This window comes from Pseudomonas sp. MDV22-iso1, assembly GCF_058145095.1.
Window position 1 is genome coordinate 32,623 of sequence record NZ_JBYVMF010000024.1, and the last position, 12,733, is coordinate 45,355.

Below are 12,733 nucleotides of genomic sequence, written 5' to 3' on the forward strand. Positions count from 1 at the left end.
TAGATCTCTTAAAGAGCCGGGACGCGTTTTTTACGCATCCCTCAGTGATATTAGCCACGAATACGCAGCCGGAAAAATCCGCATTGCTGTTCAAATGCACCCCTGTGGCGAGGGGATTCATCCCCGTTGGGCTGCGCAGCGGCCCCTGTTTTGGGACTGCTACGCAGCCCAACGGGGATAAATCCCCTCGCCACAACGGGTACACACCAGCAATACGAATCTCCGGGTCATTATTCGGAGGGCACGTATTCTACAACTTCCAGATCGAAACCGGATATCGCATTAAATTTCATTGGTGCACTCATCAGGCGCATTTTTCGCACGCCCAGGTCCCGAAGGATCTGCGAACCGGCACCGACAATGCTGTAGGTGGTCGGTTTTTTCACGACCGTCTGATCGGCGGTTTCGCGAATGTGCGCGAGCAACACGTCGCCATCGAGCGGATGCCCGAGCAGCAGCACCACGCCACTGCCGGCCTCGGCGACCGCAGCCATTGCGGCACGCAGGCTCCAGCGGCCGGGCTGTTTGACCATCAGCAGGTCGCGCAGCGGGTCCATGTTGTGCACGCGAACCAGTGTCGGTTCATCGGCGCACACGGTGCCCAGGGTCAGTGCCATGTGCACGTCGCCTTCCACGGAATCACGATAGGTCACCAGGTTGAATTGGCCCAGTTCGCTGTCCAGCGGCTGCTCGGCAATCCGCTGAACGGTACGTTCGTGGATCATCCGATAGTGGATCAGGTCGGCAATGGTGCCGATCTTGATGTTGTGTTCAGCGGCAAACGCTTCCAGTTCGGCGCGACGGGACATGGTGCCGTCGTCGTTCATCACTTCGCAGATCACGCCGCTTGGCTCGAAACCGGCCATGCGCGCCAGGTCGCACGCTGCTTCGGTGTGACCGGCACGAGCCAGGGTGCCGCCGGCCTGAGCCATCAGCGGGAAGATGTGACCGGGGCTGACAATGTCTTCAGCCTTCGCATCCTTCGCGGCAGCCGCTTGCACGGTGCGCGCACGGTCGGCGGCGGAGATACCGGTGGTCACGCCCGTAGCGGCTTCGATGGACACAGTGAACTTGGTGCCAAAACCGGAACCGTTGCGCGGCGCCATCAAAGGCAGCTTCAGCAGTTCGCAACGCTCACGGCTCATCGGCATGCAGATCAGGCCACGGGCGTGCTTGGCCATGAAGTTGATGTGTTCGGGCTGGCAGCACTCGGCGGCCATGATCAGGTCGCCTTCATTCTCGCGATCTTCGTCATCCATGAGGATGACCATCTTGCCTTGGCGGATGTCTTCAACCAGTTCTTCGATGCTATTGAGCGCCACAAGGCACCCCCTTGAGTCAGGATTTGAGGTAGCCGTTTTGGGCCAGGAAGCTTTCAGTAATGTTGCTGCCGGCGGCTGGCTCTGCGGCCTTGTCGCCCAGCAGCAAGCGCTCCAGGTAACGGGCCAGCAAGTCCACTTCCAGGTTTACCCGGCGACCCGGCTGATACGACGCCATGATGGTCTCGCTCAGGGTGTGCGGAATGATCGTCAGCAGGAATTCGGCGCCATCGACCGCGTTCACGGTCAGGCTGGTGCCGTCGACGGTGATCGAGCCTTTATGGGCGATGTACTTGGCCAGTTCTTTCGGTGCGCGGATGCGAAACTCCACAGCCCGGGCATTCTCGGTGCGGGTCACTACTTCACCCACGCCATCGACGTGACCGCTGACCAGATGCCCGCCCAGGCGAGTGGTCGGGGTCAGGGCTTTCTCCAGGTTGACCGGGCTGCCGCTTTTCAGGTCATTCATGGCGGTGCAGTCGAGGGTTTCGCGACTGACGTCCGCCGCAAAACCGTTACCTGGCAGTTCAACCGCAGTCAGGCAGACGCCGTTGACCGCAATGCTGTCGCCCAGTTTGACGTCGCTCAGATCGAGCTTGCCGGTTTCTACGTGTACCCGCACATCTCCGCCTTTTGGGGTCAATGCACGAATACTGCCGATGGATTCGATGATGCCGGTAAACATGGAGTCCTCCTCGAGAACAGGCCAGCGCTGTGGCGATGGCCGGGAATTATACGCTCGCTGCTGGCACAGGAATGGCAGTGACCCGCCAGTCATCGCCAACCGCGCGAATTTCGGTGATTTTGAGCTCGGGCGCGTCTTTCATTTGCGCGAGCGGCCAGTCCAGCAGCGGGCGTGCCGAAGAGCCCAGGAACTTGCCGGCGATGAAAATCTGGAACTCATCGACCAGACCTTGCTGGGCAAAAGCGCCCGCCAGTCGAGGGCCGGCTTCCACCAGCACATCGTTGACACCGCGCGCCGCCAGTTCAACCAGCAGTTTGCGCAGGTCGACCTGGCCATCGCTGCCGGCCACGATCAGACATTCCGGCCCGTTGGCATATTGCTCTTCGATGGCCATGCAGGTGGCCACAAGGGCCGGGCCCGCCTTGAAGAACGGCGCATCGAGCGGCACGCGCAGGCGGCCATCGATCAACACACGTAAGGGCAGACGGCTCATCACCTGCGCGGTTTGCTCGGCATCCAGACCCAATTCATCGGCGCGCACGGTCAAACGCGCATTGTCTGCCAGCACGGTGTCAGCGCCGGTCAGAACCACACTGGCCTCCGCGCGCAGACGCTGAACCGCAGAGCGTGCCGCCGGACCGGTGATCCATTGGCTTTCGCCGCTTTCCATCGCCGTGCGACCGTCGAGGCTCATGGCCAGTTTGACCCGCACGAACGGCAAGCCGTGTTCCATGCGTTTCAGGAAACCCTGATTAAGCTTTCGGGCCTCACCTTCCAGCACACCGCTTTCGATGGATATTCCGGCCTGGGCCAAACGCTGCATGCCACGACCGGCGACTGACGGATTCGGGTCCTGCATCGCGGCGACCACACGTGCCACACCGGCGTTGACCAGCGCATCGGCGCAGGGCGGCGTACGCCCATGGTGGCTGCACGGTTCGAGGGTCACGTAGGCGGTGGCGTTACGAGCCTTGTCGCCAGCAGCACGCAGGGCGTGGACTTCGGCGTGAGGCTCACCGGTGCGCAAATGCCAGCCTTCGCCGACGATCTGCCCGTCACTCACGATTACACAACCCACCCGCGGGTTGGGGTGCGTCGTGTAGTGACCTTTGCGCGCCAGTTCCAGGGCACGGGCCATGTAGTGAGCGTCGAGGATGGTCTGTTCGGGAGAGGTGGTCATTCTTTTACCGGTTCACGGGCCAGGCGATCGATCTCTTCGCGGAACTCGTTGAGGTCCTGGAAGCGGCGATACACCGAAGCGAAGCGGATGTAGGCGACTTCGTCGAGCTTTTGCAGCTCGGCCATCACCAGTTCACCGACCACGAGGGATTTGACCTCGCGCTCACCGGTGGCTCGCAGTTTGTGTTTGATGTGCACCAGCGACGATTCGAGGCGCTCGACACTGACCGGGCGTTTCTCGAGGGCGCGCTGCATGCCGGCGCGTAGTTTTTCTTCGTCGAACGGCTGACGACTGCCGTCGGTTTTGATCAGGCGCGGCAACACCAGTTCAGCCGTCTCGAACGTCGTGAAACGTTCGCCGCAGGCCAGGCATTCACGCCGGCGGCGCACCTGTTCGCCCTCGGCGACCAGACGCGAGTCGATGACCTTGGTGTCGTTGGCACCGCAGAAGGGACAGTGCATGGTGGCAGGCAACAAAAAAAGGGAGGGCCATGGTAGCGCATCCCGGTGGCAAGACAAGCCATAGGGTTTGCGGTATACAGACTGGCTATATAGATCGATCCATGGATTTCACCTTGCTGGAGCCGCAAATGTCACTCAGACCGCTCGTTTTGCTCAGTCTTTTCAGCCTGCTGGTGGCCTGCAGCAGCGATGCGCCCAAGCCCCAGCCTCCGACGCCAGGCCCGGCGCCGCAGGCTGCGCAGAAAAAAGCCCAGGAGTCGGCCAACCTCGGCCCGCTACCGGCGTACCAGCGTGAACTGAGCGGTACCCTGCAAGGCGTGCCGGCCGGCGCTGAAGTCGAACTGGCGCTGCTGGTGATCGACAGCAAGGATCGCCCGCAGCAATTGCTCGCCAGTTCCAGCCTGATCGGCACCAACCAGATCCTGCCGTTTCACCTGCGCTTCAATCCGGATTCCTTTCCGGCAGGTCAGCGGGTGGAACTGCGGGGCCGCGCCAGCCAGTCCGGACAGCTGATCCTGCATCTGCCGTCGCAAGTCATTACGCAGCCAACGACTCAGACCGTGGGTCAGCTGCAATTCGTCAAAGCGCCATGATTGCACCGCTCGACCTGCAACACGCGTTGGGTGAACTGCTCGGTGATGCGCAGCTTGTTCCGGTCGCATTGCCCGGGACTGAACTGCAGCTCTGGTTGATCGACGGTGACAAGATGGACCGAGCCTTCAGCCCGGAAGAAACCCGACGGATTCTGCACGAGCCGCCGTACTGGAGTTTCTGCTGGGCCAGTGGCCTGGCCGTGGCCCGTTACCTTGCGCAAAACCCGCGGTGGGTCGAGGGCAAGCGTGTGCTGGATTTCGGTGCGGGTTCCGGCGTGGCAGGGATTGCGGCACTCAAGGCCGGGGCACTCGAAGTGGTGGCTTGCGATCTCGACCCACTGGCGATTGCCGCCTGTCGGGCGAATGCCGAACTCAATGACGTAGCGCTCAGCTACTCGACGGACTTTTTCGCCGAGGCCGATCGCTTCGACCTGATCCTTGTCGCCGACGTGTTGTACGACCGGGCGAACCTGCCGCTGCTCGACGAGTTCCTGACGCGCGGGCGGGACGCATTGGTCGCGGATTCGCGGGTGCGTGATTTCAGGCATCCGCTGTATCAGCGCATCGAAATGCTGGAAGCCATGACACTGCCGGATCTGGCCGAGCCGGAGGAGTTCCGGCATGTGAGCCTGTACCACGCGCGACGCCCTGTCTGACGCCATCACCAGCAGGCTGGCACCCACAGTTGGCCGCATTCATGGTGGGAGCCAGCCTGCCGGCGAAGCGTCAGATCAGGCGACACAACGCTCCCGGTCACCCCCCGCTTCCGGCCACCCCCCGCCAAGCCTTATAGTTGCCCCATCCACGCTTTTACGAGATCCCCCATGAGTCAGGAAACGCCGTACATCTTCGACGCCACGACTGCCGATTTCCAACAGTCGGTGATCGAGAACTCTTTCCACAAGCCCGTGCTGGTGGATTTCTGGGCCGAATGGTGCGCGCCCTGCAAAGTGCTGATGCCGATGCTGCAGACCATTGCCGAGAGCTATCAGGGCGAGTTGCTGCTGGCCAAGGTCAACTGCGATCTGGAACAGGACATCGTCGCCCGTTTCGGCATTCAGAGCCTGCCGACCGTGGTGCTGTTCAAGGATGGCCAACCGGTCGATGGCTTTGCCGGTGCGCAGCCGGAATCCGCCGTGCGCGCGATGCTGGAGCCTCACGTGCAGATGCCGCCACCGGCTGCGGCCGACCCGTTCGAACAAGCCCAGGCGCTGTTCGACGACAGTCGCTTTGCCGATGCGGAAGCGGTGCTGGCAGTGCTGTTGGGCGAAGACAACACCAACGCCAAGGCGCTGATCCTGTATGCCCGTTGCCTGACCGAGCGTGGCGAACTGGGTGAAGCCCAAACCGTGCTCGACGCAGTGAAGAGTGATGAACACAAGGCCGCCCTGGCCGGTGCCAAGGCGCAGATCCAGTTCCTCGGCCAGGCCAAGGACCTTCCCGATGCGGCGGACCTGAAAGCCCGACTGGCGAAAAATCCTCAGGACGACGAAGCCGTCTATCAACTGGCGATTCAGCAGTTGGCCCGCCAGCAGTACGACGCGGCGCTGGATGCACTGCTCAAGCTGTTCATCCGCAATCGCAGTTACAACGAAGGTCTGCCGCACAAGACGTTGCTGCAAGTGTTCGAACTGCTCGGCAATGACCATCCGCTGGTGACCACGTACCGCCGCAAGTTGTTTGCCGCGCTGTATTGATGGCAACCCCGATCTCGTAGGAGCTGCGGCACGCTGCGATCTTCTGATCTTGTTTTTTACGGTGCTGAAAATAACCGAAGATCAAAAGATCGCAGCGTGCCGCAGCTCCTACATGAGATGTGTATTTTTCGGGGTTTATTCGATCCAGCTATAAAGCGGCGTATCCCCGCCGCTTGTCACCTTCACCTCCGCACAGTGGCGCAAGCGCACCAACAGGCGTTTGCCCGATGCGGCGCTCCCGGTCAGCCCTTCCAGTTGCTCAAGCAAGTCCGGCCCGCTCAATTGCCCGGCCTTGCGCAGCAGATCCTGGGTGATCTGCCAAAGCGCATCGTCCTGATTGACCGGTTTCGCCGTAGCGGTAGCCGCACTGGCCTCGGGCTGGGTGACCTGGAACTGCGCGCCAAGCCGCGCCCAATCGCCGTCATCCATTTCCAGCGTCAAATCCACCGGCCAATCGCCGATGCTTCCGCGTATACGCAACATAAGCTCGCTCCTGCACATTTCTTCCCTGCATGCTCCCATGGGGCTTGTGCAACGCCAAGCAGCCGGGCAAACTCTCCGCACTTACGTTATAAGATTACATAACAATATCTTCATCTTTCTATCCGGGGATCCTCACATGCGTCGTCTGCTGCTCGCTCTGCCGTTTGCCCTGTTACCGCTGGCTGTCGCCCATGCTGCGCAAGAACATGATCACGACCATGAACACGGCAGCCTCGCCGCCCATGAGCACGGCGTCGGTCGCTTGAACGCGGCGCTGGATGGTCAGACCCTGGATCTGGAGCTCGAAAGCCCGGCAATGAATCTGGTGGGCTTCGAACACGTTGCCACCACCGACGCTGACAAGGCCAAAGTCGCCGCCGCTCGGGCGCAACTGGAAAAACCGCTGACCCTGTTCAACCTGCCAAAAGCTGCCGGCTGCGTGGTCGCGACACAGAAACTGGAAAGCCCGCTGTTTGGTGGCAAGCCGCACGCCGATGATGATCACGATGAAGATGGCCACGATAAAGATGCGAAAGACGAGCATCATCACGACCACAGCGAAATTCACGCCCATTACCACTTCACGTGCTCGGCACCGGGCGCGCTGACATCTCTGGACCTGGCGAACATCTTCAACACATTCCCGGCCACCCAGAAAATTCAGGTACAACTGATCGGCCCGAGCGGGCAGCAAGGTGTTGAAGTGACGGCCAAGGCGGCTGCGCTGAAATTCTGACTTCACCCTGATCCCTGTAGGAGCTGTCGAGTGCAACGAGGCTGCGATCTTTTGACTTTAAAGATCAAGATCAAAAGATCGCAGCCTCGTTGCACTCGACAGCTCCTACAGGGTTATCTGTGTTCATGAAATGGGTGTTATGACTAAACCACTGATAGAACTATCCGATCTGGGCTTCAGCTGGCCCGGTCATCCGCTGCTGCTGGACATCCCGGCTTTTCGCCTGGAACCGGGCGAAACCCTGTTCCTCAAAGGCCCCAGTGGCAGTGGCAAAACCACCCTGCTGGGCTTGCTCGGCGGCGTGCAGAAGCCTGATCGCGGCAGCATCCGCTTGCTTGGCCAGGAACTGACCGAGCTCGGTGCCGGCGCCCGCGACACGTTCCGCGTTGATCACACCGGCTACATTTTTCAGCAGTTCAACCTGCTGCCGTTTCTCTCGGTACGGGAGAACGTCGAACTGCCCTGCCACTTCTCCAGACTGCGCGCCGAACGGGCGATCCAGCGCCACGGCAGCGTCGATCAGGCGGCGGCCACCCTCCTCGCCCACTTGGGCCTGAAGGATCAAAACCTGCTCAGCCGTCGTGCCGATTCCCTGTCGATCGGACAGCAACAACGCGTGGCGGCCGCACGCGCGTTGATCGGTCAGCCCGAGCTGGTCATCGCTGACGAACCGACGTCAGCCCTGGACTACGACGCCCGCGAGAATTTCATTCGCCTGCTATTCGCCGAGTGCCGTGAAGCGGGCTCCAGCCTGTTGTTCGTCAGCCACGACCAAAGCCTCGCGCCGCTGTTTGACCGTCATCTGTCGCTGGCCGAACTCAATCGCGCCGCCACGCCCGAAGAGGTTTGAGATGTATTTGTTTCGTCTGGCCATGGCCAGCCTGGCTAACCGCCGTTTCACCGCAATCCTCACCGCTTTCGCCATCGCCCTGTCGGTGTGCCTGTTGCTGGCCGTCGAACGCGTTCGTACCGAAGCCAAGGCCAGTTTTGCCAGCACCATCAGCGGTACCGACCTGATCGTCGGCGCACGCTCGGGTTCAGTAAACCTGTTGCTGTATTCGGTGTTTCGCATCGGCAATGCAACCAACAACATCCGCTGGGACAGCTTCGAGCACTTCGCCAACAACCCGAAAGTGAAGTGGGCCATCCCGATGTCGCTGGGCGATTCTCACCGCGGCTATCGAGTGATGGGCACCACCGACGCGTACTTCGAACATTATCAATACGGTCGCCAACAGCATCTGGAATTGGCGGATGGCCGTGCGTTCGCCACCGACCCTTTTGAAGTGGTACTCGGCGCCGAAGTGGCCGATGCGCTGCACTACAAGCTCGGTGACAAACTGGTGCTGGCCCACGGCGTGGCGGTGATCAGCCTGGTAAAACATGACGACAAGCCCTTCACTGTCGTCGGCATTCTCAAACGCACGGGTACCCCGGTTGACCGCACGTTGCACATCAGCCTCGGCGGTATGGAAGCGATTCACGTCGATTGGCACAACGGCGTGCCGGCCCAGGGCAAAGGCCGGATCAGTGCCGATCAGGCGCGCAACATGGACCTCACACCGCAAGCGATCACGGCGTTCATGCTGGGTCTCAACAGCAAGATTTCGACCTTCGCCGTGCAACGGGAGATCAACGAATTCCGCGGTGAACCGATGCTCGCCATCCTGCCCGGCGTCGCGTTGCAGGAATTGTGGAGCTTGATGAGCACGGCGGAAAAAGCCTTGTTCGTGGTCTCGCTGTTCGTGGTGCTGACTGGATTGATCGGGATGCTCACGGCGATTCTCACCAGCCTCAACGAGCGCCGTCGAGAGATGGCCATCTTGCGTTCGGTGGGCGCTCGGCCGTGGCATATTGCATCGTTGCTGGTACTGGAGGCGTTTGCTCTCGCCTTGTCCGGGGTGATTGCCGGCGTGGCGCTGCTGTACGCCTGCATCGCGGCGGCCCAGGGTTACGTGCAGGCAAATTACGGGTTGTTTCTGCCATTGGCGTGGCCAAGCGAATATGAATGGACGCTGCTCGGTGGCATTCTGGGCGCCGCGTTGTTGATGGGCAGCGTGCCGGCCTGGCGTGCGTATCGCCAATCTCTGGCCGATGGCCTGTCGATCCGATTATGAATGCTCCATGAAGAGACTGAATATGCCCCGCGCTCTGCTTGCGCTGTTGATGCTGGTCGCCCTGCCCCTGTGGGCGGCCGAGCCGAAAGACCTGACCTGGTCGGAAATGATCCCGCCGGACGCCGCGCCTGAATTACCCAACATGACGCCGTTGCACGACCTGTCGCAGATGAGCGACGCGCTGTCCGCCGAATCGGCACCAGCGGCGAAGCAGGACATGCCCAATGCGCCGGTGGTGAAAGGTCTCGACGGTCAGAGCATCCGGCTGCCCGGCTATATCGTGCCACTGGAAGTCAATGAAGACGGGCGCACCACCGAGTTTTTGCTGGTGCCGTATTTCGGCGCGTGCATCCACGTCCCGCCACCGCCGTCGAACCAGATCGTGCATGTGAAAAGCGAGGTGGGCGTGAAGCTGGATGAGCTGTACCAACCGTACTGGATCGAGGGGGCGTTGCAGGTCAAAGCCTCCACCAGCGAATTGGCGGATGCGGGGTATCAGATGGAGGCGGACAAGATTTATGTGTATGAGCTGCCGGAGTGAATCCGGTGGTCTTGTGTTGAGGGGTCGATAGCTATCGTCGGAGCGACGCCTGGGGCAGGCTCACTCCCACAGGGGATTTGTGTGGATGCGCAGGACCAATGTAGGAGTGAGCCTGCTCGCGATAGGGCTCACAAAGGTTCCACAAAAACCAAGGACATCATCGTTTCATTGAGCTGTATCAAAAGACCGGATTGTTAGCCGCCTTACCATTGGACATCGAAAACTTTTAACGTCCTTTGGAGCCCACATGCACAAGTCCTTGCTCAGCGCTTCGCTGTTTGCCCTCGCGCTCGCAGCCCCGCTCGCCTACGCCCACGAAGCGGGTGACATCATCGTTCGTGCCGGTGCGATCACCGTTAACCCGAAAGCTGACAGCTCCAGCGTCAAGGTCGACCAAGGCCCGTTGGCAGGTGCCGATCTGGGCGGCAAGGCCACCATGAGCAGCGACACGCAGCTGGGTTTGAACTTCGCTTACATGCTCAACAATAACTGGGGCATCGAGTTGCTCGCAGCCTCGCCGTTCGAGCATGACGTGAAGCTCAAAGGCACCGCCCTGGGCGCGGCCAACGGCAAACTCGGCACCCTGAAACACCTGCCGCCCACCTTGAGCATTGTGTACTACCCGCTGGACCATAAGTCCGCGTTCCAGCCTTACGTCGGTGCCGGTATCAACTACACCTGGATCTACGACGAGCACGTCGGCAGCGAAGCCAGCGCCAACGGCTTCAGCAACTTCAAGGCGGAGAACTCCTGGGGCATGGCGTTCCAGATCGGTGCCGACTACATGATTACCGACAACATCATGCTCAACGCCCAGGCGCGTTACATCGATATCGACACGACGGCGACCGTGGAAAACAACGCTGTGGCGCCGGGCACCCGGGCCAAAGTCAATGTGGATGTGGACCCGTTCGTTTACATGGTGGGTCTGGGTTACAAGTTTTAATACAGACGTGGACTGCTTTTGTGGCGAGGGAGCTTGCTCCCTCGCCACAGGGAACGATCAAAAAAAAAGGCGCCTCGAAAGGCGCCTTTTTTTGGCCGGGACAATCAGCGTCCCAACAATCGCGCCAGACCGACGCTCATGGGTGTCTGCTCTGGATAGGTAAAGCGCTCCAGCAACCGACGGTTGTTCGCCCGCGAATGACGAATGTCACCGGAGCGCGCCGGGCCGTAGCTCACGGGCGGCAACTCTCCCACCACCGCTTCCAGCGCCTCAAGCATCTGCTTGAGCGTGGTGGCCTGATTCCAGCCGACATTGACGGCGCCTACTTCAACCTGCGGTTTCTCGATGGCTTGCACCAGCAAGTCGACCAGATCTTCGACGTAAACAAAATCCCGCGTCTGCTCGCCATCCCCAAACACGGTGATCGGCAGGCCTTTCTGGGCTCGTTCGCTAAAAATACTGATGACCCCGGAGTACGGCGAGGAGGGATCCTGACGCGGTCCGAAGATGTTGAAGAAGCGGAAAATCACCGGTTCCAGTCCATGCTGGCGGCGGTAAAAATCGAAATAGTGCTCGCTCGCCAACTTGTCCGAAGCGTACGGCGTCAGCGGCGCTTTTGGCGTGTCCTCGTCAATCGACTCGCCCTCACCGTTGTTGCCATAGACCGCTGCACTGGAGGCAAACAACACGCGTTTGACGCCGGCCTGCCGCATGGCTTCGCAGACGTTGAGCGAACCGATGAAGTTGCTCTGATGGGTTTTGACCGGATCATCGACCGACGCCTGTACCGAAGCGACCGCCGCCAGGTGCGCCACCGCGCTGCATCCAGCCATCGCCCTGGCCACCAGATCGGCGTCGGCGACGTCGCCCAGGATCAACTCGACCTTGGGATTGTCCAGCGGCAGGTTGCTGCGTTTGCCGGTGGAGAGGTCGTCGAGAATGCGCACCGAATGCCCCTTGGCAAGCAATGCGTCGGTCAAGTGCGAACCGATGAAACCGGCACCGCCGGTGATCAAAACTGGGCCGTCAGCCATGGCGATAGAACCTATCCAGTAAGCCCGGGAGTGCCGCACGCCAGGCGCGTGGTTTGATCCCGAACGTGTGCAGAATTTTCTTGCAAGCCAGCACCGCGTGTTGCGGTTCTTCGCCTGCATCCGGGCGCGCAGCATGAGCCTGGGCGGTCGGTGCTTCGATGGCCAGCGGATGCAGGTTACGGGCTTCGGTGAGGATAGCCTGCCCCAATGCCAGCGGCGTGGTCGCCTCATGCCCGGCGTAATGATAGGTGCCCCACAGCGGTGCTGCACAATCGAGTTGCTTGAGCACCGAAATAATCACACGGGCCGCATCATCGACCGGCGTCGGGTTGCCCCGGCGGTCGTCGGCCATCAACAGCGCTTCGGGCTTTTCCGCCCGAGCGAGGAAACGCCCCAGTGCGCCATCGGGGCTGTCATCGAGCAGCCAGCCGAAACGCAGCAGCACATGCTGCGGGCACGTGGCACGGACGCTTTGTTCGATGCGCCACAAGGCCTGACCGCGCAAGCCCAGGGGTACGGGTTCATCTTTTTCGCTGTAGGCGGTCGCCCGGGAGCCATCGAATACGCGATAGCTCGATGGTTGCACCAGCACGATGTTGTGGTGCTGGCACAGTTCGGCCAGACGCTCGATCGCGCGCTCCTGCCCGGCCAGACGCTGATCGCTGACCGTCTCCGCCTGAAACCAGTCGAAGTAATAGGCGAGGTTGATCAGCGCGTCCGGGCGGGTGTCGTCGAGCAATTGCGTCAAGCTCGCGGCATCCCAGCCGTCTTGCGGTGGGCGGGGGGCGAGGAAGCCGATGTCTTCCTCCGCACCGAGGCGAATCAGCGCCTGCCCAAGGGCATTTCCGCCGCCCAGTAACATAAGGCGCATTCGCATAGAGTCAGCAGGCCCAGTCTGATTGGAACGATGGCTGTATCGACAGTGCCCGTAGGCGATGTCG

15 protein-coding genes are annotated in these 12,733 nt (G+C 60.9%); 8 read left to right on the forward strand and 7 right to left on the reverse strand.

The window, feature by feature from the left end; genetic code table 11:
* Positions 1-230: 230 nt before the first annotated feature.
* The 4 genes from ribBA to nrdR are packed head-to-tail and all read right to left on the reverse strand — an operon-like array spanning position 231 to position 3,645.
* Complete coding sequence (gene ribBA, locus AC3ZVB_RS23075) at positions 231-1,322, reverse strand: bifunctional 3,4-dihydroxy-2-butanone-4-phosphate synthase/GTP cyclohydrolase II (RefSeq protein WP_162438872.1); 1,092 nt, start codon at positions 1,320-1,322, stop codon at positions 231-233.
* A 16-nt stretch (positions 1,323-1,338) separates the two neighbouring features.
* Entirely contained in the window at positions 1,339-2,004 is a 666-nt protein-coding gene (locus tag AC3ZVB_RS23080) for a riboflavin synthase (RefSeq protein ID WP_162438871.1), read from the reverse strand.
* A gap of 46 nt (positions 2,005-2,050) precedes the next feature.
* Positions 2,051-3,184: a bifunctional diaminohydroxyphosphoribosylaminopyrimidine deaminase/5-amino-6-(5-phosphoribosylamino)uracil reductase RibD gene (gene ribD / locus AC3ZVB_RS23085; RefSeq protein WP_490147826.1), complete on the reverse strand. Its 1,134-nt coding sequence runs from the start codon at positions 3,182-3,184 to the stop codon at positions 2,051-2,053.
* Positions 3,181-3,645: a transcriptional regulator NrdR gene (gene nrdR / locus AC3ZVB_RS23090; RefSeq protein ID WP_003228656.1), complete on the reverse strand. Its 465-nt coding sequence runs from the start codon at positions 3,643-3,645 to the stop codon at positions 3,181-3,183. Before nrdR ends, ribD begins: the two co-directional genes overlap by 4 nt.
* A gap of 128 nt (positions 3,646-3,773) precedes the next feature.
* Here nrdR and AC3ZVB_RS23095 point away from each other — a divergent pair, with 128 nt between their 5' ends.
* The 3 genes from AC3ZVB_RS23095 to trxA all read left to right on the forward strand — a co-directional run bounded on the left by AC3ZVB_RS23095 (position 3,774) and on the right by trxA (position 5,935).
* Positions 3,774-4,238: a YbaY family lipoprotein gene (locus AC3ZVB_RS23095; protein WP_162438869.1), complete on the forward strand. Its 465-nt coding sequence runs from the start codon at positions 3,774-3,776 to the stop codon at positions 4,236-4,238.
* Complete coding sequence (locus AC3ZVB_RS23100; RefSeq protein ID WP_490147827.1) at positions 4,235-4,894, forward strand: class I SAM-dependent methyltransferase; 660 nt, start codon at positions 4,235-4,237, stop codon at positions 4,892-4,894. Before AC3ZVB_RS23095 ends, AC3ZVB_RS23100 begins: the two co-directional genes overlap by 4 nt.
* Positions 4,895-5,062: 168 nt before the next feature.
* Entirely contained in the window at positions 5,063-5,935 is an 873-nt protein-coding gene (trxA, locus tag AC3ZVB_RS23105) for a thioredoxin (protein ID WP_490147828.1), read from the forward strand.
* A 135-nt stretch (positions 5,936-6,070) separates the two neighbouring features.
* Here the strand turns inward: trxA and AC3ZVB_RS23110 are convergent, their stop codons facing one another.
* The gene (locus AC3ZVB_RS23110; RefSeq protein WP_490147829.1) at positions 6,071-6,418 is read right to left on the reverse strand and encodes a hypothetical protein; all 348 of its coding nucleotides are present in this window, start codon (positions 6,416-6,418) and stop codon (positions 6,071-6,073) included.
* Between the two features lie 136 nt (positions 6,419-6,554).
* Here AC3ZVB_RS23110 and AC3ZVB_RS23115 point away from each other — a divergent pair, with 136 nt between their 5' ends.
* The 5 genes from AC3ZVB_RS23115 (at position 6,555) to AC3ZVB_RS23135 (ending at position 10,758) form a co-directional block, all read left to right on the forward strand.
* A complete protein-coding gene (locus AC3ZVB_RS23115) occupies positions 6,555-7,154 on the forward strand; it encodes a DUF2796 domain-containing protein (protein WP_490147830.1) in 600 nt (199 codons plus the stop codon).
* 139 nt (positions 7,155-7,293) lie between these two features.
* Positions 7,294-8,004 (forward strand): ABC transporter ATP-binding protein, encoded by a 711-nt coding sequence (locus AC3ZVB_RS23120; RefSeq protein ID WP_162438864.1) that lies wholly within the window; start codon positions 7,294-7,296, stop codon positions 8,002-8,004.
* Position 8,005: 1 nt separating this feature from the next.
* The gene (locus AC3ZVB_RS23125) at positions 8,006-9,271 is read left to right on the forward strand and encodes an ABC transporter permease (protein ID WP_490147831.1); all 1,266 of its coding nucleotides are present in this window, start codon (positions 8,006-8,008) and stop codon (positions 9,269-9,271) included.
* Positions 9,272-9,293: 22 nt separating this feature from the next.
* Positions 9,294-9,812, forward strand: a complete 519-nt coding sequence (locus AC3ZVB_RS23130; protein WP_490147832.1) for a DUF3299 domain-containing protein — start codon at positions 9,294-9,296, stop codon at positions 9,810-9,812.
* A 247-nt stretch (positions 9,813-10,059) separates the two neighbouring features.
* Positions 10,060-10,758, forward strand: coding sequence for an OmpW/AlkL family protein (locus tag AC3ZVB_RS23135; RefSeq protein WP_162438861.1), 699 nt, complete (start codon positions 10,060-10,062; stop codon positions 10,756-10,758).
* Between the two features lie 104 nt (positions 10,759-10,862).
* Here the strand turns inward: AC3ZVB_RS23135 and AC3ZVB_RS23140 are convergent, their stop codons facing one another.
* Positions 10,863-11,792, reverse strand: a complete 930-nt coding sequence (locus tag AC3ZVB_RS23140) for an NAD-dependent epimerase/dehydratase family protein (RefSeq protein ID WP_194692906.1) — start codon at positions 11,790-11,792, stop codon at positions 10,863-10,865.
* On the reverse strand, positions 11,785-12,669 hold the full coding sequence (locus AC3ZVB_RS23145) for a sugar nucleotide-binding protein (protein WP_490147833.1): 885 nt from the start codon (positions 12,667-12,669) through the stop codon (positions 11,785-11,787). Before AC3ZVB_RS23145 ends, AC3ZVB_RS23140 begins: the two co-directional genes overlap by 8 nt.
* Positions 12,670-12,733: the final 64 nt, after the last annotated feature.

What these genes read in the sequence shown, in the direction of transcription:
- AC3ZVB_RS23080 (WP_162438871.1), bottom strand. Translation starts at nt 2,004, where the DNA reads ATGTTTACCGGCATCATCGAATCCATCGGCAGTATTCGTGCATTGACC.
- ribD (WP_490147826.1), bottom strand. Translation starts at nt 3,184, where the DNA reads ATGACCACCTCTCCCGAACAGACCATCCTCGACGCTCACTACATGGCC.
- nrdR (WP_003228656.1), bottom strand. Translation starts at nt 3,645, where the DNA reads ATGCACTGTCCCTTCTGCGGTGCCAACGACACCAAGGTCATCGACTCG.
- AC3ZVB_RS23095 (WP_162438869.1), top strand. Translation starts at nt 3,774, where the DNA reads ATGTCACTCAGACCGCTCGTTTTGCTCAGTCTTTTCAGCCTGCTGGTG.
- AC3ZVB_RS23100 (WP_490147827.1), top strand. Translation starts at nt 4,235, where the DNA reads ATGATTGCACCGCTCGACCTGCAACACGCGTTGGGTGAACTGCTCGGT.
- trxA (WP_490147828.1), top strand. Translation starts at nt 5,063, where the DNA reads ATGAGTCAGGAAACGCCGTACATCTTCGACGCCACGACTGCCGATTTC.
- AC3ZVB_RS23110 (WP_490147829.1), bottom strand. Translation starts at nt 6,418, where the DNA reads ATGTTGCGTATACGCGGAAGCATCGGCGATTGGCCGGTGGATTTGACG.
- AC3ZVB_RS23115 (WP_490147830.1), top strand. Translation starts at nt 6,555, where the DNA reads ATGCGTCGTCTGCTGCTCGCTCTGCCGTTTGCCCTGTTACCGCTGGCT.
- AC3ZVB_RS23120 (WP_162438864.1), top strand. Translation starts at nt 7,294, where the DNA reads ATGACTAAACCACTGATAGAACTATCCGATCTGGGCTTCAGCTGGCCC.
- AC3ZVB_RS23125 (WP_490147831.1), top strand. Translation starts at nt 8,006, where the DNA reads ATGTATTTGTTTCGTCTGGCCATGGCCAGCCTGGCTAACCGCCGTTTC.
- AC3ZVB_RS23130 (WP_490147832.1), top strand. Translation starts at nt 9,294, where the DNA reads ATGCCCCGCGCTCTGCTTGCGCTGTTGATGCTGGTCGCCCTGCCCCTG.
- AC3ZVB_RS23135 (WP_162438861.1), top strand. Translation starts at nt 10,060, where the DNA reads ATGCACAAGTCCTTGCTCAGCGCTTCGCTGTTTGCCCTCGCGCTCGCA.
- AC3ZVB_RS23140 (WP_194692906.1), bottom strand. Translation starts at nt 11,792, where the DNA reads ATGGCTGACGGCCCAGTTTTGATCACCGGCGGTGCCGGTTTCATCGGT.
- AC3ZVB_RS23145 (WP_490147833.1), bottom strand. Translation starts at nt 12,669, where the DNA reads ATGCGAATGCGCCTTATGTTACTGGGCGGCGGAAATGCCCTTGGGCAG.